The sequence below is a fragment of the Pseudomonas fluorescens group sp. PF-69 genome, assembly GCF_054481235.1.
This window is the reverse complement of record NZ_JBTMNC010000001.1, coordinates 2,412,097-2,433,543: the sequence shown is the minus strand read 5'-3', so window position 1 is coordinate 2,433,543 and position 21,447 is coordinate 2,412,097. Positions and strand designations below refer to the sequence as shown.

19 protein-coding genes and 1 pseudogene are annotated in these 21,447 nt (G+C 58.5%); 7 read left to right on the top strand and 13 right to left on the bottom strand.

From position 1 onward, the window contains the following. Positions 1–71: 71 nt before the first annotated feature. The 5 genes from ACX3YF_RS11220 to ACX3YF_RS11200 all read right to left on the bottom strand — a co-directional run bounded on the left by ACX3YF_RS11220 (position 72) and on the right by ACX3YF_RS11200 (position 5,163). A complete protein-coding gene (locus ACX3YF_RS11220) occupies positions 72–1,505 on the bottom strand; it encodes a PepSY-associated TM helix domain-containing protein (RefSeq protein ID WP_458973766.1) in 1,434 nt (477 codons plus the stop codon). Next, positions 1,495–3,897, bottom strand: coding sequence for a TonB-dependent receptor (locus tag ACX3YF_RS11215; RefSeq protein WP_458973765.1), 2,403 nt, complete (start codon positions 3,895–3,897; stop codon positions 1,495–1,497). The genes ACX3YF_RS11220 and ACX3YF_RS11215 overlap by 11 nt, the downstream gene beginning before the upstream one ends. Positions 3,898–4,004: 107 nt before the next feature. Next, the gene (locus tag ACX3YF_RS11210; RefSeq protein WP_458973764.1) at positions 4,005–4,373 is read right to left on the bottom strand and encodes a DUF2946 family protein; all 369 of its coding nucleotides are present in this window, start codon (positions 4,371–4,373) and stop codon (positions 4,005–4,007) included. A 251-nt stretch (positions 4,374–4,624) separates the two neighbouring features. Continuing rightward, entirely contained in the window at positions 4,625–4,819 is a 195-nt protein-coding gene (locus ACX3YF_RS11205; RefSeq protein WP_458974836.1) for a hypothetical protein, read from the bottom strand. Between the two features lie 155 nt (positions 4,820–4,974). Next, positions 4,975–5,163 (bottom strand): AbrB/MazE/SpoVT family DNA-binding domain-containing protein, encoded by a 189-nt coding sequence (locus ACX3YF_RS11200; RefSeq protein ID WP_458973763.1) that lies wholly within the window; start codon positions 5,161–5,163, stop codon positions 4,975–4,977. A gap of 246 nt (positions 5,164–5,409) precedes the next feature. Here ACX3YF_RS11200 and ACX3YF_RS11195 point away from each other — a divergent pair, with 246 nt between their 5' ends. Continuing rightward, positions 5,410–6,033, top strand: a complete 624-nt coding sequence (locus ACX3YF_RS11195; protein ID WP_458973762.1) for an F-box domain-containing protein — start codon at positions 5,410–5,412, stop codon at positions 6,031–6,033. Here the strand turns inward: ACX3YF_RS11195 and ACX3YF_RS11190 are convergent. The 5 genes and pseudogenes from ACX3YF_RS11190 to gabT form a co-directional block, all read right to left on the bottom strand. Beyond that, positions 6,009–6,356, bottom strand: a pseudogene (locus ACX3YF_RS11190) (transposase); the annotation flags it as partial. The gene ACX3YF_RS11195 and the pseudogene ACX3YF_RS11190 sit on opposite strands and share 25 nt — an antisense overlap. A gap of 4 nt (positions 6,357–6,360) precedes the next feature. Beyond that, positions 6,361–8,340, bottom strand: coding sequence for an acetate--CoA ligase (gene acs, locus ACX3YF_RS11185; protein WP_458973761.1), 1,980 nt, complete (start codon positions 8,338–8,340; stop codon positions 6,361–6,363). Positions 8,341–8,550: 210 nt separating this feature from the next. Next, positions 8,551–9,039: an Lrp/AsnC family transcriptional regulator gene (locus ACX3YF_RS11180; protein ID WP_458973760.1), complete on the bottom strand. Its 489-nt coding sequence runs from the start codon at positions 9,037–9,039 to the stop codon at positions 8,551–8,553. Positions 9,040–9,086: 47 nt separating this feature from the next. After that, positions 9,087–9,743, bottom strand: a complete 657-nt coding sequence (locus ACX3YF_RS11175) for an HAD family hydrolase (protein ID WP_458973759.1) — start codon at positions 9,741–9,743, stop codon at positions 9,087–9,089. Between the two features lie 93 nt (positions 9,744–9,836). Continuing rightward, positions 9,837–11,129 carry a 4-aminobutyrate--2-oxoglutarate transaminase gene (gene gabT / locus ACX3YF_RS11170; RefSeq protein ID WP_458973758.1) on the bottom strand — a complete coding sequence of 431 codons (1,293 nt, stop codon included), beginning with the start codon at positions 11,127–11,129 and terminating at the stop codon, positions 9,837–9,839. Positions 11,130–11,415: 286 nt separating this feature from the next. On the opposite strand from gabT, the gene ACX3YF_RS11165 reads away from it, so the two are divergent. The 6 genes from ACX3YF_RS11165 (at position 11,416) to ACX3YF_RS11140 (ending at position 17,699) form a co-directional block, all read left to right on the top strand. After that, entirely contained in the window at positions 11,416–12,342 is a 927-nt protein-coding gene (locus ACX3YF_RS11165; RefSeq protein WP_458973757.1) for a 2-hydroxyacid dehydrogenase, read from the top strand. Between the two features lie 422 nt (positions 12,343–12,764). Next, on the top strand, positions 12,765–14,105 hold the full coding sequence (locus tag ACX3YF_RS11160) for an OprD family porin (RefSeq protein WP_458973756.1): 1,341 nt from the start codon (positions 12,765–12,767) through the stop codon (positions 14,103–14,105). A 336-nt stretch (positions 14,106–14,441) separates the two neighbouring features. Beyond that, positions 14,442–15,299 carry a GNAT family N-acetyltransferase gene (locus ACX3YF_RS11155; RefSeq protein ID WP_458973755.1) on the top strand — a complete coding sequence of 286 codons (858 nt, stop codon included), beginning with the start codon at positions 14,442–14,444 and terminating at the stop codon, positions 15,297–15,299. A gap of 56 nt (positions 15,300–15,355) precedes the next feature. Next, entirely contained in the window at positions 15,356–16,063 is a 708-nt protein-coding gene (locus ACX3YF_RS11150; RefSeq protein ID WP_458973754.1) for a cupin domain-containing protein, read from the top strand. A gap of 84 nt (positions 16,064–16,147) precedes the next feature. After that, positions 16,148–16,372, top strand: coding sequence for a twin-arginine translocase TatA/TatE family subunit (tatA, locus tag ACX3YF_RS11145; RefSeq protein WP_458973753.1), 225 nt, complete (start codon positions 16,148–16,150; stop codon positions 16,370–16,372). A 142-nt stretch (positions 16,373–16,514) separates the two neighbouring features. After that, positions 16,515–17,699, top strand: a complete 1,185-nt coding sequence (locus ACX3YF_RS11140) for an aminotransferase class V-fold PLP-dependent enzyme (RefSeq protein ID WP_458973752.1) — start codon at positions 16,515–16,517, stop codon at positions 17,697–17,699. Between the two features lie 83 nt (positions 17,700–17,782). Here the strand turns inward: ACX3YF_RS11140 and ACX3YF_RS11135 are convergent, their stop codons facing one another. The 3 genes from ACX3YF_RS11135 to ACX3YF_RS11125 all read right to left on the bottom strand — a co-directional run bounded on the left by ACX3YF_RS11135 (position 17,783) and on the right by ACX3YF_RS11125 (position 21,424). Beyond that, a complete protein-coding gene (locus ACX3YF_RS11135) occupies positions 17,783–18,613 on the bottom strand; it encodes a substrate-binding periplasmic protein (RefSeq protein WP_458973751.1) in 831 nt (276 codons plus the stop codon). Between the two features lie 232 nt (positions 18,614–18,845). Beyond that, the gene (locus ACX3YF_RS11130) at positions 18,846–19,925 is read right to left on the bottom strand and encodes a tartrate dehydrogenase (protein ID WP_458973750.1); all 1,080 of its coding nucleotides are present in this window, start codon (positions 19,923–19,925) and stop codon (positions 18,846–18,848) included. Between the two features lie 41 nt (positions 19,926–19,966). Then, positions 19,967–21,424 (bottom strand): NAD-dependent succinate-semialdehyde dehydrogenase, encoded by a 1,458-nt coding sequence (locus tag ACX3YF_RS11125; protein WP_458973749.1) that lies wholly within the window; start codon positions 21,422–21,424, stop codon positions 19,967–19,969. Positions 21,425–21,447 lie beyond the last annotated feature (23 nt).

Genomic DNA, 21,447 nt, shown 5'->3' with positions numbered 1-21,447 from the left:
GGGTTCGTATTCAAAATCGAAAACCAGCGGCGGAGCCAAGGAGTCAGACCCCGCCACTGTGGGCACAAGTGTTATCCGGCGCCCAGGCCGAGGAAGTTGCGCATGGGTGCGATACGCGACAGTACGCAGCGTTCCAGCAACCACAGCACCAGCATCGATGCGCCCATTAGTGGAAGGTATAGGCCAAGCAAGACCAGTATGCCGAGCAGGATTACCGGGTAACGGACATCGACCGGAGCAGGCGGCGCACCGAGAACGCCCTGTGGACGTCGACGCCACCAGAGCACGCAGGCGCTGAGCGACAACGTCATCAGGCCGAGGGTGGTGACCAGGCCCAGCAACTGGTTAGCCAGCCCGAACAGTTGGCCTTCATGAGCAGCCACGCCGTAGCCGATGATGCGGTCGAGCAATGGTCGCTGATTGAAATCAACACGCTTTAGCACCATGCCGCTGACCGGGTCGAGCACCAGGTTGACCCGTTGCGGACGGTTGGCAGCATCAGAGCGTGCGGTCCAGTTCGGCGTTTGTGCCGAAGGCGGCGAGATCAGTACCGGTGACGGCAGTTGCAGGGCGTCGACGATAGGTGCCAGGCGCTCCAGTGGCTCATAGATCGACGCGGCCGGGGCACTCATGGTCATCGCCATGCTGCCGTCATGGTGCATGCCGGGCATATTGGCGTGCTCGTCGGCCGGCGTGTTCATCGCTCGGCGCTGAGCCAGTTCCGACGCGCGGCCGGTGGTCCAGTCCTGTTCGATAGCGTGGCTCGCGACCCACTGCCGCAGCTCTTTGAGGGTGCCGCCCCACACGCTCGCCCAGGGCAGGCCGCTGAGGATCAGCAGCACGGCGAACAGCGATACCCAGAACCCGACCACCGCGTGCAAGTCACGCCAGAACAGTCGACCTTGCTGGCGCAGGCGCGGATAGAGGACACCCGCCAGGCGTCCGCCCCGTGGCCACCAGAGATAAAGACCCGAGAGCAGCATGACGACGGTCCAGCAGGCAGCCAGTTCCACCAGTGCCGAGCCGAGGCTGCCCATCAGCAGTTCGCCGTGCAGGTGGAACAACTGGCGTGTGAAGCGCTCGTCATCAGCCACGCTATGCAGCACCTTGGTCGTCACCGGGTCGATGTACACCCGCAGCAGGGATTTGCCCTTGCCGATCAGCACTTGCGTGGCCTCAGTCGGGCCGTCGGGCAGTTGGTAGGCGTTGAGCACACCGCCCGGCACCAACGCCAGGGCCGCTTGCACCTGCTCGCTGAGCGGTCGCCGCGCGGCTTCTGCCTGGACATGGTTGTAGGGGCTGTCGAGCAATGCGTCGATCTGCGGGCGGAACAAGTAGATTGAACCGCTCAGCGACAGGGCGAGCACGAAGGGGATGCAGAGCAGCCCGGCATAGAAATGCCAGCGCCAGATGAGCCGGTAGAGCGAGGCGCGACGCTGGTTGCTGTCGCTCGCGGAGTGTGTGGCGGTAGTTACGCACCGAGGTTCTCGAAGGTCAGTAGTCATAGTTCAACCCTAGGAAAGCGGTGCGTTGCTGATAGGGATGCGGACTGACGAAGTACTGTTCGTTGCCGAGGTTGTCGATGCCGGCGGACGCGGTGAGGTGCGCGTCGATCTTGTAGCTGGCCTTGACGTCGAACACGCTGTAATGACTGATGCCGCCGTAGGTATCGTGGTCGGTGTCGGTGTTGAGCAGGGTGCTGTAGGCGCCGCTGGAGTAGCGGTAGCCCAGGGCATAGGTCAGTTGCGGGTTCTGGTGGTAGATCGCCGAGACGCGGCTGCGCCAGCGCGGGATGCGCGGGAAGTCCTTGCCTTCGGCCGCCGGCGCCTGGTTGTCCTCCTGCACCTCGGATTCGGCGTAGGTGATGCTGCCCGACAGTTCCAGGCCCGGCAGGCCGACGTCCTGGGCATCGAGCGCGGTTTCCACGCCACGAATGCGCGCGCGGTCGATGTTCTCGATCTGGGTCAAGTTGGGACTGACGGTGGTGTCGGTCTGCGAGAACAGTGCGTCGTGACGGTTTTCCTGGAACAACGAAACTCGCAACTGGTACTGGCTCCAGCTGTACTGCGTGGTCCAGTCGTAAGACTGCACGTCCTCGGGTTTAAGATCGGGGTTGTTCTGCACCAGTTGATTACCGCTGGTGACCTGCTGAAACAGCTCGGTCACGGTCGGGTAACGTACCGCACGACCATACGAGAAGCGGGTTTGCAGCTCAGGGGTGATGTCGAAGGCCAAGGCGGCCTTGGGCGAGAAATTGCTGCGGTGCTGGCCCGGGTAGTTCACCTGGGTCGGGGTGGTCGAGGTATTGAGGTTGAAGCCGTCGAAGGCTTGCCAGTATTCCTCGCGGCCGCCTAGGGTCAGGGTCCAGCGCGGCGCCAGTTTCCAGACGTCCTGCACATACAGCGCCTGGGTGCGGGTTTCACCTTCAGACGACGCGGTCTTTGGGCCGCTGGCGCCGTTCTTCCACTCATCGACCTTGTAGGTGTCCTGCCTGAGCAGGTAGTCATCGACGTGGTAGCCGAAGGTGACTTCATGGGTTTGATCCAGTAGCGGCTGTGGGCGCCAGATACCACGCAACTCACCCGTCTGCCAACCGGTGCCGTCCTGCACCTGGCGGCTGCCGGCCTGGGTCTGGCCGTAGTTGGAGGCCGAGCGCGTTTCTTCGTTGAGATAGTTGTAGTTGCTGTAGGCCGCATGCCAGTCGAACGGCCCCTTGGTGTCGCTGCCAATCGACAACGCGTTGAGCATGTGCAACTCGTCGGTGCTGCCGGGGTTGAGGCCGGATACGGTGTAAGCCTTGCCGTCGATGTTCACCGGACCGTTATAGAAGGTCTGGCCGCTGCTGCTTTTCAGGTAACTGTCGACGCTGGTGTGCGATTCATCGGCCCACAGACCCAAGGTGTAGGTGGCGGTGATGTCATCGTTGATGTCCCAGCCGAGCTTGATTTTGCCCTGATCCTGCACGCTGTGGTCGATGGCATAGCCACCGAATACCAGGCGCTGGTTGCCGTTCTGGTCGGAGTCCTGATGTGAGCCGCTGACCCGTGTGGCGGAAGCTGCGGCGGTCCTGCTCGAGAGGTTGGCGGTGGCAAAGCTCATCGGCTGGCCGTGGGCGTCGAGATGATCGTAGGAGACCCAGACCGAAAACGGTCCGTTACGGCTGCCGCCGGCCAGGCTGACGTTGCCGGTGTTGTAGTTCTCGTGGGTGCCGTAGAGCTTGAAGTCCTGTTGCGAAGTGTTGATCGCGGCATGGAATTCCGGTTGGGTCGGCATACGGGTTTCCAGGGTAACCACGCCACCCATGGAATTACCTGGATACAACGCACTGAACGGGCCATACATCACGTCGACGCGGGAAATCTCACTCGGTGACACCATGCCCCAGCGTGGCGGAAAACTGTAGCTGTTGCCCAGCAGGTTGGAGAGCAGCAAGTCGTCGGCATAGACCAGCGACTGGGCACTGGACACGGTGCCGGTGGTGCGGGTGGAAACAATGCCGTTGCGGTCGCCGATGTAGCGTTCGCGCACCTCGATGCTGGGCAGGTATTTCAGGCTCTGCGCGGAGGTCATCAAGTTGACGCTATCGCGGACCTGTTCGGCGCTGCGACTTTCTACCACCGCCGGGGCGCTGGCGACGGCGTGGGGCAATGGCTGTGTTTGTGTCTGGCCATCGGCGGTGACCAGCACATCGTCGAGGACCATGGGGCCGGAGGTGACGGGCGCGGTGCTGTCTGCAAGCGCAGGCAGCGCGGTCGGCAACAAGAGCAGGCTACTGGCCAGGGCCGTGAGCAGAGCGTTGTTCAGGTTCGACAGGCGCATCGCCGGGTGTGGCGCCAGCGAACGGGCGGCAGGAGACTTCAGCGCGGTGATCGCGCGCTGCGAGTGGATGATAGGCATCGGTTCTGATCCATGATTCAGGGCGACAAGACACGCAGAAAACCGCAGACGCCTTGGCGCCTGCGGCATTCATGCGCAGGTTGTGTGTTCGATGAAAAACGCCGGGATCAGACTTGTGGCGGCCCGCGAGGACAGAGGTTCAGCGGCCATTGATACGGTGGTAAGGGGGGCGTGCAGGGTGTTGTGTCGAGTGCGGAGGGCACCAGCGCTGGCAGCACCGCCAAGGCCCACGGCAGGGCCGGGTTATCGCTCAGCAGCGAGCAATAGGCACACGCGTCCAGTACATGACTGCCGGCATGACCGGACTCACTGGGGTGATGGGCATTGCCCATCGTATATTCAGAACACCAGGCGCCATCTGGCGAATGCTCCAAGGCTTGAACAGTACGGGAAACCGTGGGGGCAAACAGCAGCAGGCCCAGGGCCAGCATGGCCAGCCAGGTCGCGAATCGCCGCTGAGTTCGAGTGCGAGGCACGCGCAGTTTCCATGGGGCAGGAGAAAAGTGCGCCATCTTGCCATGATAGACGTGGCGGGCAACACCTGCGACAGCCTGTCGCATCCTTATGACCGCAACAGAAATCACAGGATTAGGGTTCAGGCAGGTTCTATTTCACAAACTAATAATTTCATTTTATTTTCTAATGACAACCGAAGGCGACAGCGGACTTGGAGAGTGTCTAGAAAACCCGGGGCGATTCAACAGAGAGTAGTGCTGCACTGAGTGATCTATGACTGGCGTATCCTCATAATGGAATCTGTGATGGCTTGAGCATTTGTGTCCAGCGTTTCCATTGCCGACATTGCATGAGCGGCGACACTGCCTACCCCATTTTCTGAAAGCAACTTGGTTATTTCTTCTATCACCGCACCCAGGGCGTGCTGATTGTGCAGCAGCAATGTAAGAGCGTCCGCCGTGGCGATCTAGCAGTCTGAGTTATCTGGCTTTTGAACAGTAACTTCCCTGGTTACGCCGGCACAAGGTGGCCGTTTTCTACCTGTCTGCGCAATCGCCGCCGCTTAAAATGTGCCGTTCACTTATGCCCGCTTGATGATTAGTTGGAGCGCACGGGCTCGACTCAGGGTGAAGCTGAGTCGCTCGACTTCGGTGTCAGAACTATCGCGCCGTCGATCACTTCAATCGTCAACACGTCACCGATGCTCAGTCCTAAACTGGCGAGTAGCTCAGGCGGCAAATCAATGATGACGTCGCCACTTCCATCCGCAGGATCTTGGCATTTCACTGTCCAGCGTTGGGCTTCGGTCATGATGTTACTCACACTTTGGTCCTGGCGGGGACGATTCATTATGCTCGCTATGTCTTCGCAAGTTGAAGCGTGATGCTGACCCCTGAGGACTCCTTCTGGCCGTTCTCTGCAGATCATGGTCACAAAGTGTGCCGGGCAAATCCGGTACAATCGGTGGTCAGCACGAATGCAAATGACTGGTCAGGTCGAATGCAAACGGGTGGTCAAGTGGAGTGCAATTTCGCAGCAGCCACAAGGAAGCGAACCATGTTGAATGCCGTCATTTCTGGCAAGAAACGAGGCACCGGGCTTGAAGGTACCCGCTTGATACTCGGCCAGGCTGAGGGCGCGGAAGACGTGATCACTGCGAGCGTCTTCGAGCGTCTTGCTTACCTGCCAGACGACTTATTCAGCGCCACGTTGACCAAGTTGCTGGACGGAGCCTTTGGTGCAATTGAAGACATTGATTTTTGGCCATCGTGGTGCCAGCCTGATGGTCGTCGTATAGAGCCTGATGTAGTGATAAGTGATGGGCAACAATCGCTACTGGTGAAAGCCAAACGCCATGACTACTCTCGGCAACAATACGCGGGGCAGTTGGCGGCAGAGCTCCAAGCCGGTTGGGGTGATGGCAAGCTCACGGAAAACTGTATCTTGTTGACCCTCGGTGGCTTGACTGATCTAAGCCACAGCACGCGTGAAGAACTGTATCAAAACATCATCACAGCCCTCCTTCCTGGCAACGACTACCGCTTCAAACTGGTCTGCTTTAGCTGGCAACAACTGTTCTGCCTCTTGGAGGACGAACTCAAGAAACAATCTGCGCCAGGGCTGCGACTGAGCGAGCCAAGGGTGATTTTGATTCATTTTTCGTCGTACCAGCGGATGTAGGAGTCAACGGCCTGAATGAACTGCTCAATGGTTGTGGCCCGCCAGTCCCGAGGGTAGAACAGCTCCGTTTTCAGCCGTCCGAAGAAGTCTTCACAGGCCGCATTATCGGGCGAGCACCCTTTGCGCGACATCGAGCGAATCAGTTTCGCATCGCGTATCCGAGTGAGCCACCCAGGCCAGCGATAGTGGGCACCGCGATCAGAGTGGACGGTGGGCCGGTCATTGCTGTTAGCCACCGTCTCGATGGCAGCATCCAACATGGTGTTCACAAAGTCGGCATCTGGACGCGTGCCGATTGTCCAACTGATGACCAGCCCATCGAAGCCTTTACTGGGTCAGTTTTTGCTCAGCGGCAACAGCGTTCATGGTTTTGTGGGTGTCGATTAGGTGCTGCACCACACTCGGATCGGCCAGGGTGGAGATATCACCCAACCCATCGTATTCGGCCGCCGCAATCTTGCGCAGAATCCGCCGCATGATCTTGCCCGAACGGGTTTTCGGCAGGCCCGGTGCCCAATGGATGATATCCGGCGAAGCAATCGGGCCGATCTCCTTGCGTACCCAGTTCCTCAGTTCAATACGCAGCTTTTCGTCTGCCTCTTCGCCGCTATTGATCGTGACATAGACATAAATGCCCTGCCCCTTGATGTCATGCGGCACACCGACCACTGCCGCCTCGGCGACTTTCGGGTGGGCGACCATGGCGCTTTCGATCTCGGCGGTGCCCATGCGGTGGCCGGAGACGTTGAGCACGTCGTCCACGCGACCGGTGATCCAGTAGTAGCCGTCGGCATCGCGACGGGCGCCGTCACCGGTGAAGTACATGCCACGGAAGGTCTTGAAGTAGGTGTCGACGAAGCGGTCGTGGTCGCCGTACAGCGTACGTGCCTGGCCTGGCCACGAATCGAGGATCACCAGGTTGCCCTCGGCCTCGCCTTCGATGATGTTGCCCAGGTTGTCCACCAGCGCCGGTACCACGCCGAAGAACGGACGGGCCGCCGAACCCGGCTTGAGGGCGTGGGCGCCCGGCAGCGGGCTCATCATGTTGCCGCCGGTTTCGGTCTGCCACCAGGTGTCGACGATCGGGCAGCGGGACTTGCCGACATTCTTGTAATACCAGTCCCAGGCTTCCGGGTTGATCGGCTCGCCGACCGACCCGAGCAGGCGCAGGCTGCTGCCGTCGGCGCCTTCAACGGCGGCGGTGCCCGAGGCCATCATGGCGCGAATGGCGGTCGGGGCGGTGTAGAGGATGTTGACCTTGTGCTTGTCGACGATCTTCGCCACCCGGGTGATGTCCGGGTAGTTCGGCACGCCTTCGAACAGCAGCGTGGTCGCGCCGTTGGCCAGCGGGCCGTAGACGATATAGGAGTGCCCGGTGACCCAGCCGACGTCGGCGGTGCACCAGTAAACCTCGCCCGGGCGGTAGTCGAACACGCGCTCGTGGGTCATGGCCGCGTACAACAGGTAGCCGCCGGTGGTGTGCTGTACGCCCTTGGGCTTGCCGGTGGAACCGGAGGTGTAGAGGATGAACAGCGCTTCTTCGGCGCCCATTTCCTTCGGCGCGCACACGGTGCCCGCCACTTTCATCAGGTCTTCGTACCAGATGTCGCGATGCTGGTTCCACTTGATGTTGCCGCCGGTGCGCTGGCACACGATGACCTTCTGGATGCTGCTGGTTTCCGGGTTGGTCAGCGCGTCGTCGACGTTGGCCTTGAGCGGGATTTTCTTGCCGGCACGAATGCCTTCGTCGGCGGTGATCACCACTTTCGACTTGCAGTCGATGATGCGCCCGGCCAGGGCTTCGGGCGAGAAGCCACCAAACACCACCGAGTGAATCGCGCCGATCCGGGTGCAGGCCAGCATGGCGACCACGGCTTCGGGGATCATCGGCATGTAGATCGTCACCACGTCGCCGCGGTGCACGTCCTGGCCGCGCAGGGCGTTGGCGAATTTGCAGACTTGTTCGTGCAGTTCGCGGTAAGTGATGTGGCGGCTCTCCGCCGGGTCATCGCCTTCCCAGATGATCGCGACTTGATCGCCGCGCTCGGCCAGATGACGGTCGAGGCAGTTGTAGGAAACGTTCAGAGTGCCGTCGGCGAACCATTTGATGTCGACATGGTGATCGTCGAAGGAGGTCTGCTTCACTGTGGTGAAAGGCTTGATCCAGTCGAGGCGCTTGGCTTGCTCGCGCCAGAAGCCGTCGGGGTTGACGACCGACTGCTGGTACATGGCCTTGTAGGTCGCCTCGTCGGTCAGCGTGTTGGCCAGAACCTCGGGACGAACGGGATACAGGGAAGCCGCACTCATCTTTCTTACCTCGGTGGAATAGTTGTTTTTGTTGAATGTTTGGCCCTGCTTGAACGTACCCGGCTCGTAAACGCGCCTGCCAACGTCTCATGCAGCCCGTGATGGAGTTGTGCTCTTTTGACGACACGTCGGATCCGGAAGCGGCTAGCAATATGGATTTGGGCTTCGTACCGCTTCTTACTTTGCCTAATCCAACTGACCTGGGTGGCATCAGTGACGCAATAGCCTACGTAGAGGAACCCCATCTTTAAGTACTGGGGATTTAATTACGATATAACTGAAGTACTTGGAAATACCGATATTCTTGTCCAGAAGCGCTTCCATCACTTCCTGATAATGCTGAATACTGCAGGTCATGAAGCGCACCAAGTAATCGTAACCACCGCTGACCAAATGGCACTCAAGCACCTCATCGACCAGACGAATATTGGATTCGAACTTGGCGAAGTCCTCCCGCTTATGGTCGCTGAGTGTGATCTCAGTAAATACGGTGACCGAATCGGTGATCTTGGCAAGGTTTAGATGAGCTCTATATCCGGAAATATAGCCGGCCGATTCAAGCCGTTTGACCCGCTGTAAGCATGGGCTGGATGACAGACCCACCGCGTCGGCCAGACTGACGTTGGTCATTCGACCATCTTTTTGAAGTTCAACCAGGATACTGATATCAATTCGGTCTAGTTTAATTAAACCTTCCATCGGGTACCTCTTGATTGTTGTTCCGTTAGACAGCGGTTTTAGCAAACTCAACGTCTTAAAGATAGCTGGTGCTGAGCGACCAGGTCAGCCATGCTAGTAATGTAAAAATCTGCGGAATACTCCTGAGTATAATTCTCATCGCCACGGCGGATCAGGCACAATCCAGCCGATTTTGGCAGCTCCGCAGGAGGTTTGGTAATCTGCAGAATATTTTCAGGCTGCAGGTTGTTGGCCAGCAACCATGCGTCGTCCTCCAATGGTTTGCTGGCTCGGGAATGCAGGTCTTCGGATAAAATACCCAAACGCTCACAGAGCTGCTCGCGATCCTCAGCATCACGATCACAGTACACCAGCAACCGATAGAATTTACGCAGATACAACATGGCACCGGGCGCGTCCTCGAACAGCGACCAGTTGCATGCCGAACGGGCGAAACTCATGCCCTCTTCCCAACTGGCCTTGAGCCCAAAACGCTCTGCCAGCTGACGATGGGCAAAGCACAATAAGCCACTGAAGCCCAGCTCGGAAAAACGTGGATAAAGCGTGCGCACCGCCTCGTCAAACTCAGCCAATACCTCTTCCCTGCCTGGCATGCCCGCTTGGTTTTCGAGCAAAGGTTGCAGGGCCGTCCAGATACCGGAATCCCGATCGACCAGGACTTCGTCGCAATCAATCAGCAGTGCACGATAATCAGTCAGGTGCATGGTGTGTAGCCTCCCATGATGCATTCATCAATCCATGTGCTCTAAATGCCCTCGGTCGGCGCATTGCTACATTGCGCCAACCGAGACCTGAGATTAATCCAATACCCGTAGCAATGCCGCTTCAAGAATTGTCAGCGCTTCGTCGATCTGATTTTCTTCGGTTACCAAAGGAGCCAGGAAGCGCAGCACATTTCGGTACACCCCGCATTTGATCACCAACAGCCCGCCAACCCTGGCCTGATCGATCAGTTGTTGGGTGAGTTCTGCATCAGGGCTGCGGGCCTCATCGTCTTTGATCAATTCAATTGCCAGCATGAAGCCGGTGCCGCGTACGTCACCAATTCGAGGGTGACTTGCCTGCAAGCGCAGCAGGCCCTGACGCAGCCGCTCGCCCAATACTTCACCGCGCGCGAGCAATTGCTCCTGCTCATAGGTTTCGATCACCGCCAACGCCGCTGCGCAAGCCAGGGCGTTACCGCCGTAAGTACCGCCGAGACCACCAGGTAATGGTGCGTCCATGATGTGCGCACGTCCCACCACGCCCGATATGGGCAAACCACCGGCGAGACTCTTGGCGACGGTGACCAGATCCGGTTGAATCCCGGCGTGCTGGAAACCGAACCACTTGCCGGTACGGCCGAAACCGGTCTGAATTTCATCGAGAATGAGCACGATGCCATGTTGTTCGGTCAGAGCCCGCAGCGCCTGGAGAAACTCCGGCGGCGCGCTAAGGAAGCCTCCATCGCCCTGCACTGGCTCGATGATGATCGCCGCTACTCGATCCGGAGCGACTTGGGTCGCCAGCAATTCGTTAAGAGCTTGCAAAGCCATCTCGCTGCTGAAACCGCGATAGGCGTTAGGGTATGGGGTATGGAAGACTTCTGGAGCGAAGGGCCCGAAGTTTTGCTTGTAGGGTTGGCTCATGCCAGTCAGCGTCGTACCCAGTAAAGTACGCCCATGGAAACCGCCACGAAAGGAGATAACAGCTGAACGATTGGTATGCGCGCGGGCGATCTTCACCGCGTTCTCCACAGCCTCTGCACCGGAAGTAAACAGCGCCGCCTTGTAGGCTTCTTGACCACCCACCAACTCGCACAAACGTTGTACCAGGTCGATATAGGGTTTGTAGGCCACCACCTGGAAGCAAGCATGGCTGATCTTTTGCAATTGGGTCTGCACTGCCGCAACCACCTTCGGGTGATTATGACCGATGTTCAAAACGCCAATGCCGCCGACGAAGTCCAGGTAGCGCGTCCCGTCCACGTCCCAGACTTCAGAACCTTGGGCCCGGTCGATGACCAGCGGGTGTGCCGTGACCAAACCCCTTGGCACAAATTGATCGCGCTGACGGAGCAAACTCGGGGTTTCTTCGACTTTACTGTTCATGGTATCTCCCATAGTGAGCCTGGCAACCTGGAAGTGGTTGCGATGTGCTCCAAGAGTAAGCTTTCGACGCAATTGTCTAAGCCGAACTTGGCCTCTGAGAAATCCGGATTGACTGTTTTCACCCCGGCAAACAGCAGAATCCTTCAGCTGTAGCCAGCCCTCATGGAATCTGCCGACATGCACCCCATACAACGCAACGTTATGCGTTTACGCAGATTCTTTCGACATATCCTGCTCTGCCACTCGGGCATGCTGGATACTCCCAATCTAATGCGAGAAGTTACCCATGGCGCTGCTCTATAAAGCTGACCCGGTGCGTGGCGAACAATGGAAGCGTCTATTCGCTGAGCGCGCTCCGGATATCGAATGGCGTGCCTGGCCGGACATCGGCGATCCGAAGGATATTCGCTACTTGGCGGCCTGGCAGGCGCCGGACAATCTCGAAACATTGTTGCCAAATCTGCAGGTACTATTCGCCTTGTCGGCAGGGGTCGACCAACTTGACCTTGACCGTCTGCCAACGACCCTGCCGGTGGTACGTTTACTCGACCCGAGCATTACCGGGGGCATGTGCGAATACGCCAGTTTTGCGGTACTCAGCCTGCACCGGGATATGCTCCGTTATCGCCAGCAACAAATGGCTCGGTGCTGGCAGGCTCACCTGCTGCAACCGGCAGCCAATCGTCGGGTAGGTGTCATGGGGCTCGGCACACAAGCTCAACAGATTCTGGCCACCTTGCAGACCTTTGGATTCGCCTTATCGGGCTGGGCACGCAGCGAGCACCACATTGCCGGAGTGGACTGCTTTGCGGGTGCCGAGCAACTTCCAGCGTTCCTCAGCCAGTGCGACATAGTGCTTTGTGTCTTGCCATTGACCGAGCAGACTAAAGGGATTCTCAACCGTCAGATGTTCCAGCACCTGCCCAAAGGCGCTGCCTTGATCAACATGGGCCGGGGTGGGCACCTGATAGAAGAGGATCTGCTTGAGGCTCTGGCCAGCGGCCAGCTCAGTGCGGCGGTGCTCGACGTACTGGAACAGGAGCCGGCGGCGCCGGACCATCCCTTCTGGCACCATCCGCAGATATTGCTGACACCGCATATCGCTGCAATGACCCAACCGGAAAGTGCGTTTAGCGTATTGCTGGAGAATATCCGCCGGCATCAACGCGGTGAGTCAATGCTTGGCCAGGTTGACCGCGAGCGAAGTTACTGACCAACGACTGCCAACCCACCGGTAACAACCAACCGGCGCCAGATTTTTTTACTTCTCCGAGGCAAATCTGGCGCTATACAAAACAAACCTGTTGTTCATCCCACTTTGCTGTTTTTGCGCATACCCGCAAAAAAAACAAGCCGACATTTGCTGCTGATCCCCCTCCCCGATTGAGTAGTTATTGCGGCTCGTGAAGTCGCAACTTATGCAATCTACCGAATTGACTGCACCCCATTGTCAGGTCTCGCCGTAACTGCGATACAGCCACCGCTGCGCAGCCCCGGCTGCTGGTCAAGTCCACCGCAAGGCGCTGATCGACAGGACTCTCCCGGGTTTACTTCGCAGTGGTTTACCTGAGCTGCCGCAAGAGCGTTGCTTGCCGTGCAGGCAACGAACACTAATAAGAACTCATGGAGTAAGCGATGAACATCGCAAAACTTAGCTCTCTCTCCTTGGCTGTCATTGCCGCCACCACGCAACTGGCAATAGCTGGTCAGCAACAGGAAGCCAATGGCTTCATTGAAGACAGCAGCCTCGGGTTGCTCAATCGTAATTTCTATATGAATCGCGACTTCCGTAATGGCGGCAGCAATAGCCAAGGTACCAACGGCTCCAAGCCGGCCAGCGAGCGCAATGGCTATCGCGAGGAGTGGGCACAAGGGGCCATGCTCGACTTCGCCTCCGGTTTCACCCAGGGCACCATCGGTTTCGGCACCGATGCCTTCGCGTACGGTGGAGTCAAGCTGGACACTGGCCGCGGCCGGGCCGGCAACGGCCTGCTGCCGATCAGCAACAACCGCACCGCTGAAGCTGAAGTGCCGGACAGCTACGGCGAGATCGGCGGCGCAGTGAAGATGCGCATTTCCTCTACCGTGCTGAAGTACGGCGAACAACGCCCGACCGCTCCGGTATTCGCCACCGGCGACAACCGCTTGCTGCCGGAAACCGCTACCGGCTTCCAACTGTCGAGCAAAGAGTTCGACGCTGTTTCTTTCGAGGCTGGTCACTTCACCGCATTCAACAATCGAGCCTCGACCAACTCCGATGACAAACTGCTCACCACTTACGGTGGAACCGAAGCTGACAGTGTCGACTTCATCGGCGGCACCTATAAAGTCAACAATAACCTCAGCCTGATGGCGTACACCAGTGAGGCAGTCAATGTCTGGCGTCAGCACTTCGGCAGTGTCTCCTATACGATCCCTCTGAGTGATCAGCAATCGCTGAATTTTGGCTTGATGGCCTATAAGACCCAGGACCAAGGCGAAGCGCGTGCCGGTAAACTGGACACCACGAGTTGGTCGGCAAAAGCGGCCTATTCCTTGGGGGCCCACAAGCTCACCCTGGCCTATCAGAAGATCGATGGCGACGAGTATTTCGACTATATCGGTGTGGACTCGATCTGGCTGGCCAACTCGATTCAGTACTCCGACTTCAACGCCCCCAACGAGCGTTCCATCCAGGCTCGTTATGACCTGAACATGGCTACATTCGGCATACCGGGACTGAGCTTCATGGCCCGCTATGTCAAAGGTGATCAAATCGATGGCACCAAGGCCGATCCGCACGGTGCCTATGCCAACCAGGTGGGTGACGACCAGAAGGAATGGGAGCGTGACCTGGAAGCCAAGTACGTGGTCCAGGCAGGGGCCGCCAAGGACCTGTCCTTCCGCCTGCGCCAGGCTACACACCGCGCGACCTCGTTCGAGAGCGATATCGACGAGGTGCGCCTGATCATCGAGTATCCACTGAGCATTCTGTAAGGTTTGGTCCTGGCCGGTTTTACCTGTGGACCGGCCGGTTTTATTGAAGGTCTTCTCCACGCGCTCTTAGCCTTGAGGCGCCCATCCGGGCGCCTTTTTTTAAGCAATCTCCCCATCAGAAGTGCCTTTTTCTTTGCTCTGCATCCTGAAAGTCGATCCAGTATTTACTGCCGATACTGCTTCTCATTTGAGCAGTAAATGTGGCCTACAAAGCTGTCGCTTAAAGAATCTACCGAATCAATGGAGGCCTCTTGTCAGGCCTCGCAGCAGGTGAGATACCAATACTTTCCACGGAGAAATCCGACCGATCACGCTCCCTGTATACGGAGATCTGTCATGTCCAATTCGCAACGCCCTACGTATAGCTATCGCCCCATGACCCCGGCCGATGTGCCGTTGGCCCACGCCTTGTCCATACAGCTGAAATGGCCCCACCGCTTGGAGGAATGGGCCATGTTGCAACGCATCGCGCAGGGTTTTGTCGTAGAAGATGGAGGTCGCCTGATAGGTACCTCGTTCACCTGTGCGCAGGGAGATTACGCCACTATCGGTCTGGTGATCGTCAGTGATGAGTACCAGGGCCAGGGTATAGGTCGCAAGCTGATGGAACTGGCACTTGAGGCTTGCGGATCACGTACCGCCATGCTCAATGCGACGTTAGCCGGTGCCCCACTTTATGCCAGTCAGGGATTTATTGACTTTGGACATATTCAACAACATCAGGGGCATGCGCTGCCCCCTGTACCAAATGATCTGCCAGCCGGTGAGCACTGCCGCCCGCTGACCGAAGCCGATCGAAGCGATCAAGTCGAACTGGCTAACGCCGGCAGCGGCCTGAACAGACAAGCCGTGCTCAATGATCTGTTCGATAGTGTCGAACACTCAGTCGGTATCGAGCGCGAGGGTCAGCTTCGCGCCTTCGCTATGCTGCGCCCATTCGGCCGTGGTCGCTGCATCGGCCCGGTCATCGCGGAAAGTCCAGAACAGGCCAAGCACTTGATCGCGGTGTTGTTGGCCCAAGTGCCGGACGCATTCGTGCGTATGGATATACCGTCCGATAGCGGACTGGCCCATTGGCTGGAAGAGGCCGGGCTGAAGCAGGTCGACACCGTTGCGCAAATGGCTCGTGGCACCCCGCCGCAGGCTATCGGCGGAGTGCGCCAGTTTGCGCTGGTGACTCAGGCCATCGGCTGACAAACCCACAGATCCATCCGACGCTACACGATGCATTTTCCTGGAGAAACACCTTCATGTTAGAGCCCACTGCAGTGCTGTTGGCACACGCCGACGGCAGTCCCGTTCCGACAAAATTCACCCCCGGTTCGTTGGGAGCCACCGATCCTTTCGACAGGCACATTGCTTATCTTGGGCCGGATGACATCGCTGCTGGCGTGGTCCAGGCGAGCGGACAATTCAGCGTCGATGACTATCCCTACAGCGAAATGATCGTGGTTCACACAGGACGCGTCACCCTGCAGAGCCAGGATCACACGCTTCAACTAAATCCCGGTGACAGCGCCGTGATCGCCCGCGGTACGTCGCTCCAGATCGAGGCGCGACCCGACTCTCTCTGGGCATTCTGCGCGGATACCCAGCTCGTTGAGGAACGTCATCCCGGGCTCACGGCGCTCCCCCCGCTAACGCTGCTCACTCCTTCTGCGGCACCGGATGCAGAGATTCTGCTAAGCCCGACGCCGCAATGTCGCTCGCACAATTTGTTTGTCGAAGAAGCGACCAACCTGCGCATCGGCGTCTGGGACTCGACGCCCTATACCCGCAGGGCGAGGCCACACAAGCTGTATGAACTGATGCACCTGCTCGAAGGCAGCGTCACCCTCCAGGCAGCGGACGGGACCGATCTGACGGTCAACACCGGCGATACGGTATTCGTACCCCTGGGTGCCCCATGCGCCTGGCAGAGTAGCGTTTATGTACGCAAGCTCTACGTCGTCAAATAACTTGAACCGTGTTAGCGCCGACAGACGGATTTTCCTCCGTCGGCCCCACCACCAAACCGATCAATCACTTGCGGAGTACAGACAATGGGATTAGGTGGCCTCAGTGCCGGAAAACTCCTGATCATCCTGTTGATCGTGATCATGCTGTTCGGAACCAGACGCCTGAAAGGTTTGGGGGCGGACCTCGGCGACACGATCAGGGGGTTCCGCAAGTCCATGGGCGACGATAAGCCCGTCACCGAGGAGCCCGGCGACCCGCCCATTGACGCTCAGGTGCGTACACTCGAAGACTCGGTAAGAAAATACTGAATCCTAATCTATATCGGCTTTAGCGAATGACTTTTGGTGGTCCAGGCAGCTCTGAAGAGATCACTAATCGTGCCATTGAAGCTCGTCAGCGTGGCGAATGCCAAGCCTAAGTAAACAATTCAAACAGAGGTGAGAAGCGAGAATGGAAGTGCAGCTGATGTCAGACAAGTCTGTCGCTGAGGAAGCACTCTGGGAGCGCGTGTGCGCAGCCTATCCTGAGCAGCGCCCCCTATTGAACCTGAACAACGCGGCAGTGAGTCCGCCACCGCTGGTGGTAGAGCAGGCTATGATTGATGCCTATCGGCTGATCAGCCACAACCCGGACGTCAATATGTGGAGCAAGCTCGACGCCGAGCTCCCTACGATCAAGCAACAGCTGGCTGACATGGCTGATTGCGATCCCGATGAGATCGCCCTGAACCGCAACTCATCCGAAGGCTTGTCGACAGCCATTTTCGGCATACCATTGAAGGCCGGCGACCAAGTGCTGGTCTCACTGTGGGACTATCCGAGCGTAATAGCCGGATGGTTGCAGCGTCAGCAGCGCGAAGGCATCGAAGTGGTGACAGTCGACTTCGACCTGATGGACGATGAGAATGTCATCGTGGAAGCTTATGCACAGGCAATTACCCCGCGTACCCGGGTGATCCAACTGACCCACATGCTGCATTGGACCGGGCGAGTCCTGCCGGTCAAGCGCATCTGTGCGCTAGCCCGAGCGCGGGCAATTGTCACTGTGGTGGACGGTGCCCAGACATTTGCGCAGATGCCGCTCAGCTTCCGCGAACTGGATTGCGATTACTTCATCACCAGCCTCCACAAATGGCTGGGGGCGCCGGTCGGCAATGGCATGCTAATTGTCAGGCGCGACCGAATCGACAGCACCTGGCCGTTGCTGGGGCCCTTCGATCCACCACCGCTTCAAATCGACAAATTCGACCACTGGAATCTCGGCACCTATAACTCGGCGATACAGGCGGGCATTGCCCCGGCTATCCGTTTCCATACACAAATCGGCACGCGAGTCATTCACGCGCGCCTACAGGAGCTAACCCGTTACTGGGTTGACCTCGCCAAAGACATTCCTGGTTTCAGGCTCCACACGCCACTTGAAACCGACGAGCTGGGCGCAGTAAGCCTGTTCTCTATCGATCAATGTGATGCTAGATGGGTTGAGCAAGAGCTTCGAAAAACCCACCAGGTGCATGTCAAGTTCCGCCAGATCAGGCACATCAGCGGACTTCGGGTGTCGCCGAGCATCTACACGCAGAAGAGCGATCTAAGCCGCTTTGTCGAGGCGCTAAAGCAGGTGGTTGCAAGCAAGTAGCCCGGCGGGCCAGGGGATACACTTGAGACCCGCAGAGGCAGTAGCCCTCTGAAGGTAGCTTGGGTGTGTTCCCCCCACCGCTGCTAGATGCCCTCACCCGAGGAGTACAAAGGGCTAACCAAATCGTAATTCTTTGTCAGGCGCTCGATGCTGCCATCACGCTCCAACTCCGCCAGAACCTTATCGAGACGCTGCATGAACTGGGGCTTGTAAGGATAAGCCGAAGCATTGAGCCGGGTATAACCAAGGTACCCCGCCTCACCGGTGAGCCAAGGTCCTTCGACCAGCCAGTTGAGATCGTTCTGGGCAAAGACGCCCTCGCGTTGCATCTGCTCAAGTTCCCATTGGACCGAAAGGCGGTCATTGATATAGACATCTATGCGCCCATGATAGAGCTTGGCCAGGTTGGTACGATTGTCGTTGGCATAACTCTGCTTCAAGGCACCTGTAGCGAGCATGCTTTGGTAGTCCTGATCATCAATGCTCATGAACCCTCTGTTCACGCCAATACGTAGACCGCTATAGGCGAACGGGAAACGTTCGACCGGCCGTTTTCGCGTTAACTCTGCGCGCACAAAGACGACTACCTTCTCCTTCAATATAGGCCGCGAGTAGTCCATCCAGGGCCGTGCGCTGGGGCGATAGTAGGGCGGATAGAGAGCAAAGGCACGGCCGCTGGCCACTTCCGCCAGACCACGCGCCCAGGGCACTGGACGAATGTGCACGTTGTATTCCGGCATGCGGCTAAAAGCTGTGCGCAGAATATCGGTGTAAAGCCCTTTGGCCTCATCCCCCTCGGCGTAACTGTATGGCGGGTAGCCGGCGTCACAGAGAATGACCACGTCTATGGGGGCGCTCGCCCAACTCTTGGCGTGTATGGCGCAGCCCACCAAAATCATCAATAACAACCGCATACTCGCCTTCTTTCACATTCGTTTGATCCCTCTTATTCTCTGGATCTTCGCAACACTGAAGGAAAGAGCCGTTAGAAGCAGTTCCACTGTGCAGGCGCTCAGCAGGGCACCTTGAAAAGAGACTGTCAGAGGGGTATTTGCACGCGATAAAAAAAGCCCGCAGTGAGACGGGCTAAAAGGGTGAGACACAAGAAGGGGTGGAGCTCTCCAGCCGACCTGTTGTTATCTGGAGTTAAAGTGCCGCAGCGATGGCCATACCGACATCCTGGGTCGAGCCTTGTCCACCCAAATCAGGGGTGATCGGCCCCTCGGAGATGACCTGCTCGATAGCCTTGAGAATACCGTTATGGGCCGCACGGTAGCGCTCATCGCCATTGCCCAGGAAGTCCAGCATCAAGGCACCGGACCAGATCATCGCAATCGGGTTGGCGATGTTCTGTCCATAGATATCCGGCGCTGAGCCATGGACCGGTTCGAACAGCGAGGGAAAGCGCCGCTCCGGATCGAGGTTGGCCGAGGGGGCGATGCCTATGGTACCGGCGCAGGCCGGTCCCAGGTCGGACAGAATGTCGCCGAACAGATTCGACGCCACCACCACATCGAAACGATCTGGTTGCAGCACGAAGCGCGCGCAGAGAATGTCGATGTGTTGCTTGTCCCAAGTGACGTCCGGGTACTTCGCGGCCATTGTCGCAGTGCGCTCATCCCAGTAGGGCATGCTGATGGAAATGCCGTTGGACTTGGTGGCCGCGGTCAGGCGCTTGCGCGGCCGGGTCTGGGCCAGATCGAAGGCGAACTTAAGAATCCGGTCCACGCCGCGCCGGGTGAACACCGACTCCTGCAGCACGAACTCATGCTCGGTGCCTTCGAACATCTTGCCGCCGACCGACGAATACTCGCCCTCGGTATTTTCGCGGATCACCACGAAATCGATGTCCCCCGCTTCGCGACCGGCCAGCGGACACGGCACGCCGGGAAACAGCCGTACCGGACGGATGTTCACGTATTGGTCGAAGTCACGGCGGAACTTCAGCAGCGAACCCCACAGGGAAATGTGATCCGGCACTTTGTCCGGCCAGCCCACGGCGCCAAAGTAAATCGCGTCGAAGCCCTTGAGTTGTTCGAACCAGTCAGCGGGCATCATCTGCCCGTGTTCCAGGTAATAATCGCAGTGAGCCCAGTCGAGCACCTCGATACTCAAATCCAGCTGCCATTTCTTCGCGGCCTGCTCCAGTACCCGCAGCCCTTCAGGCAAGACTTCCTTGCCGATACCATCGCCGGCAATCGCGGCAATTCTAAATGGTTTACTCATCAATCGTGACTCCTCAATACCCAGTTCAAACGGTGACCGGATCACAGCCCACCGATGTGGAAGGCTTTGACTTCAAGGTATTCATCCAGGCCGTACTTGCTGCCTTCACGGCCCAGACCCGATTGTTTGATACCGCCGAATGGGGCGACTTCCATGGAAATGAGCCCGGTGTTGAGACCGACCATGCCAAACTCCAGCGCCTCGCCGAACCGCCATGAACGGCGCAAGTCCTGGGTGAAGAAATAGGCGGCCAAACCATAAGGCGTGGCATTGGCCAGGGCCAGTGCCTCTTCTTCATGGGTAAAGCGCATCAGCGGTGCAACCGGACCGAAGGTTTCTTCGTTGGCCAGCAACATCCCGGCATGGGCCTCACCGAGCACTGTCGGCTGGACGAACTGGCCGTCGCCCTCGGGGATGCCGCCACAGAGCAGACGGGCTCCCTGGCTCAAGGCATCGTCGATATGTCGAGCGACCTTGCTCACCGCCGCCGCATTGATCAGCGGGCCGATGGTCACGTCGGCGTCCAGGCCATTGCCGACCTTGAGCTTGCCCGCCTCCTCCACCAGACGCTGGGCGAAGCGCTCGTAGATCCCATCCTGCACCAGAATCCGGTTGGCGCAAACGCAGGTCTGGCCAGCGTTGCGGAACTTGCTGAGCATGATGCCGGCCACTGCCTGTTCCAGATCAGCGTCGTCGAACACAATGAATGGCGCGTTACCGCCCAGCTCCAGGCTCAAGCGCTTGATGTGTTCGGCGCTCTGGCGCATCAGCAGCCGACCGACAGCAGTGGAACCGGTGAAGGAGATCTTGCGCACCGTCGGGTTTCCGGTCAGTTCTTCGCCGATGCCGGCGGGCATACCGGTCACTACGTTGAACACCCCGGCCGGAATGCCGACGCGCTCGGCGAGCACCGCCAGAGCCAGGGCGGACAGTGGCGTCAGATCCGAGGGTTTGACGATGACCGTGCAGCCGGCCGCCAAAGCGGGTGCGCATTTGCGGGTGATCATCGCGTTGGGGAAGTTCCACGGGGTGATCGCGGCGCAAACCCCGACCGGCTGCTTGAGCGTGAGCAAGCGACGGTCGCCACTGGGTGCCGGTATGGTCTCGCCGTAAACCCGGCGGGCTTCTTCGGCGAACCATTTGACGAAACTGGCGCCATAGCGGACCTCGCCCTTGGCTTCATTCAGCGGCTTGCCCTGTTCGCAGGTCATGATCAGCGCTAAGTCGTCGAGGTTGTCGATCATCGCCTGGTACCAGCGCTCCAGCAGCGCAGCCCGTTCTGCCGCCGGGCGTGCGCGCCAAGCCGGCCAGGCGCTTTCGGCAGCTTCGATGGCGCGTCGGGTTTCGCTGCCTTGCATCGCGGGTACGCGGGCGAGTAACTGGCCGCTGGCCGGGTCGATAACGTCAAGGGTCGCGGCGTTGTCGGCGCTGGTCCACTGACCGTCGATGTAGGCGAGTTCTACCAGCAGGCTGGGGTCTTTCAGGCGATTCTTGAGCATGGTCGAGTCCTGTTCCGAGACAG

Excerpts from the sequence above, each read along its gene's own strand:
- ACX3YF_RS11200 (WP_458973763.1), bottom strand. The coding sequence starts at position 5,163 with ATGACCGAAGCCCAACGCTGGACAGTGAAATGCCAAGATCCTGCGGAT.
- ACX3YF_RS11155 (WP_458973755.1), top strand. The coding sequence starts at position 14,442 with ATGTCCAATTCGCAACGCCCTACGTATAGCTATCGCCCCATGACCCCG.
- gabT (WP_458973758.1), bottom strand. The coding sequence starts at position 11,129 with ATGAACAGTAAAGTCGAAGAAACCCCGAGTTTGCTCCGTCAGCGCGAT.
- ACX3YF_RS11125 (WP_458973749.1), bottom strand. The coding sequence starts at position 21,424 with ATGCTCAAGAATCGCCTGAAAGACCCCAGCCTGCTGGTAGAACTCGCC.
- ACX3YF_RS11160 (WP_458973756.1), top strand. The coding sequence starts at position 12,765 with ATGAACATCGCAAAACTTAGCTCTCTCTCCTTGGCTGTCATTGCCGCC.
- tatA (WP_458973753.1), top strand. The coding sequence starts at position 16,148 with ATGGGATTAGGTGGCCTCAGTGCCGGAAAACTCCTGATCATCCTGTTG.
- ACX3YF_RS11175 (WP_458973759.1), bottom strand. The coding sequence starts at position 9,743 with ATGCACCTGACTGATTATCGTGCACTGCTGATTGATTGCGACGAAGTC.
- ACX3YF_RS11140 (WP_458973752.1), top strand. The coding sequence starts at position 16,515 with ATGGAAGTGCAGCTGATGTCAGACAAGTCTGTCGCTGAGGAAGCACTC.
- ACX3YF_RS11130 (WP_458973750.1), bottom strand. The coding sequence starts at position 19,925 with ATGAGTAAACCATTTAGAATTGCCGCGATTGCCGGCGATGGTATCGGC.
- acs (WP_458973761.1), bottom strand. The coding sequence starts at position 8,340 with ATGAGTGCGGCTTCCCTGTATCCCGTTCGTCCCGAGGTTCTGGCCAAC.
- ACX3YF_RS11220 (WP_458973766.1), bottom strand. The coding sequence starts at position 1,505 with ATGACTACTGACCTTCGAGAACCTCGGTGCGTAACTACCGCCACACAC.
- ACX3YF_RS11195 (WP_458973762.1), top strand. The coding sequence starts at position 5,410 with ATGTTGAATGCCGTCATTTCTGGCAAGAAACGAGGCACCGGGCTTGAA.
- ACX3YF_RS11215 (WP_458973765.1), bottom strand. The coding sequence starts at position 3,897 with ATGCCTATCATCCACTCGCAGCGCGCGATCACCGCGCTGAAGTCTCCT.
- ACX3YF_RS11180 (WP_458973760.1), bottom strand. The coding sequence starts at position 9,039 with ATGGAAGGTTTAATTAAACTAGACCGAATTGATATCAGTATCCTGGTT.
- ACX3YF_RS11150 (WP_458973754.1), top strand. The coding sequence starts at position 15,356 with ATGTTAGAGCCCACTGCAGTGCTGTTGGCACACGCCGACGGCAGTCCC.
- ACX3YF_RS11165 (WP_458973757.1), top strand. The coding sequence starts at position 11,416 with ATGGCGCTGCTCTATAAAGCTGACCCGGTGCGTGGCGAACAATGGAAG.
- ACX3YF_RS11135 (WP_458973751.1), bottom strand. The coding sequence starts at position 18,613 with ATGCGGTTGTTATTGATGATTTTGGTGGGCTGCGCCATACACGCCAAG.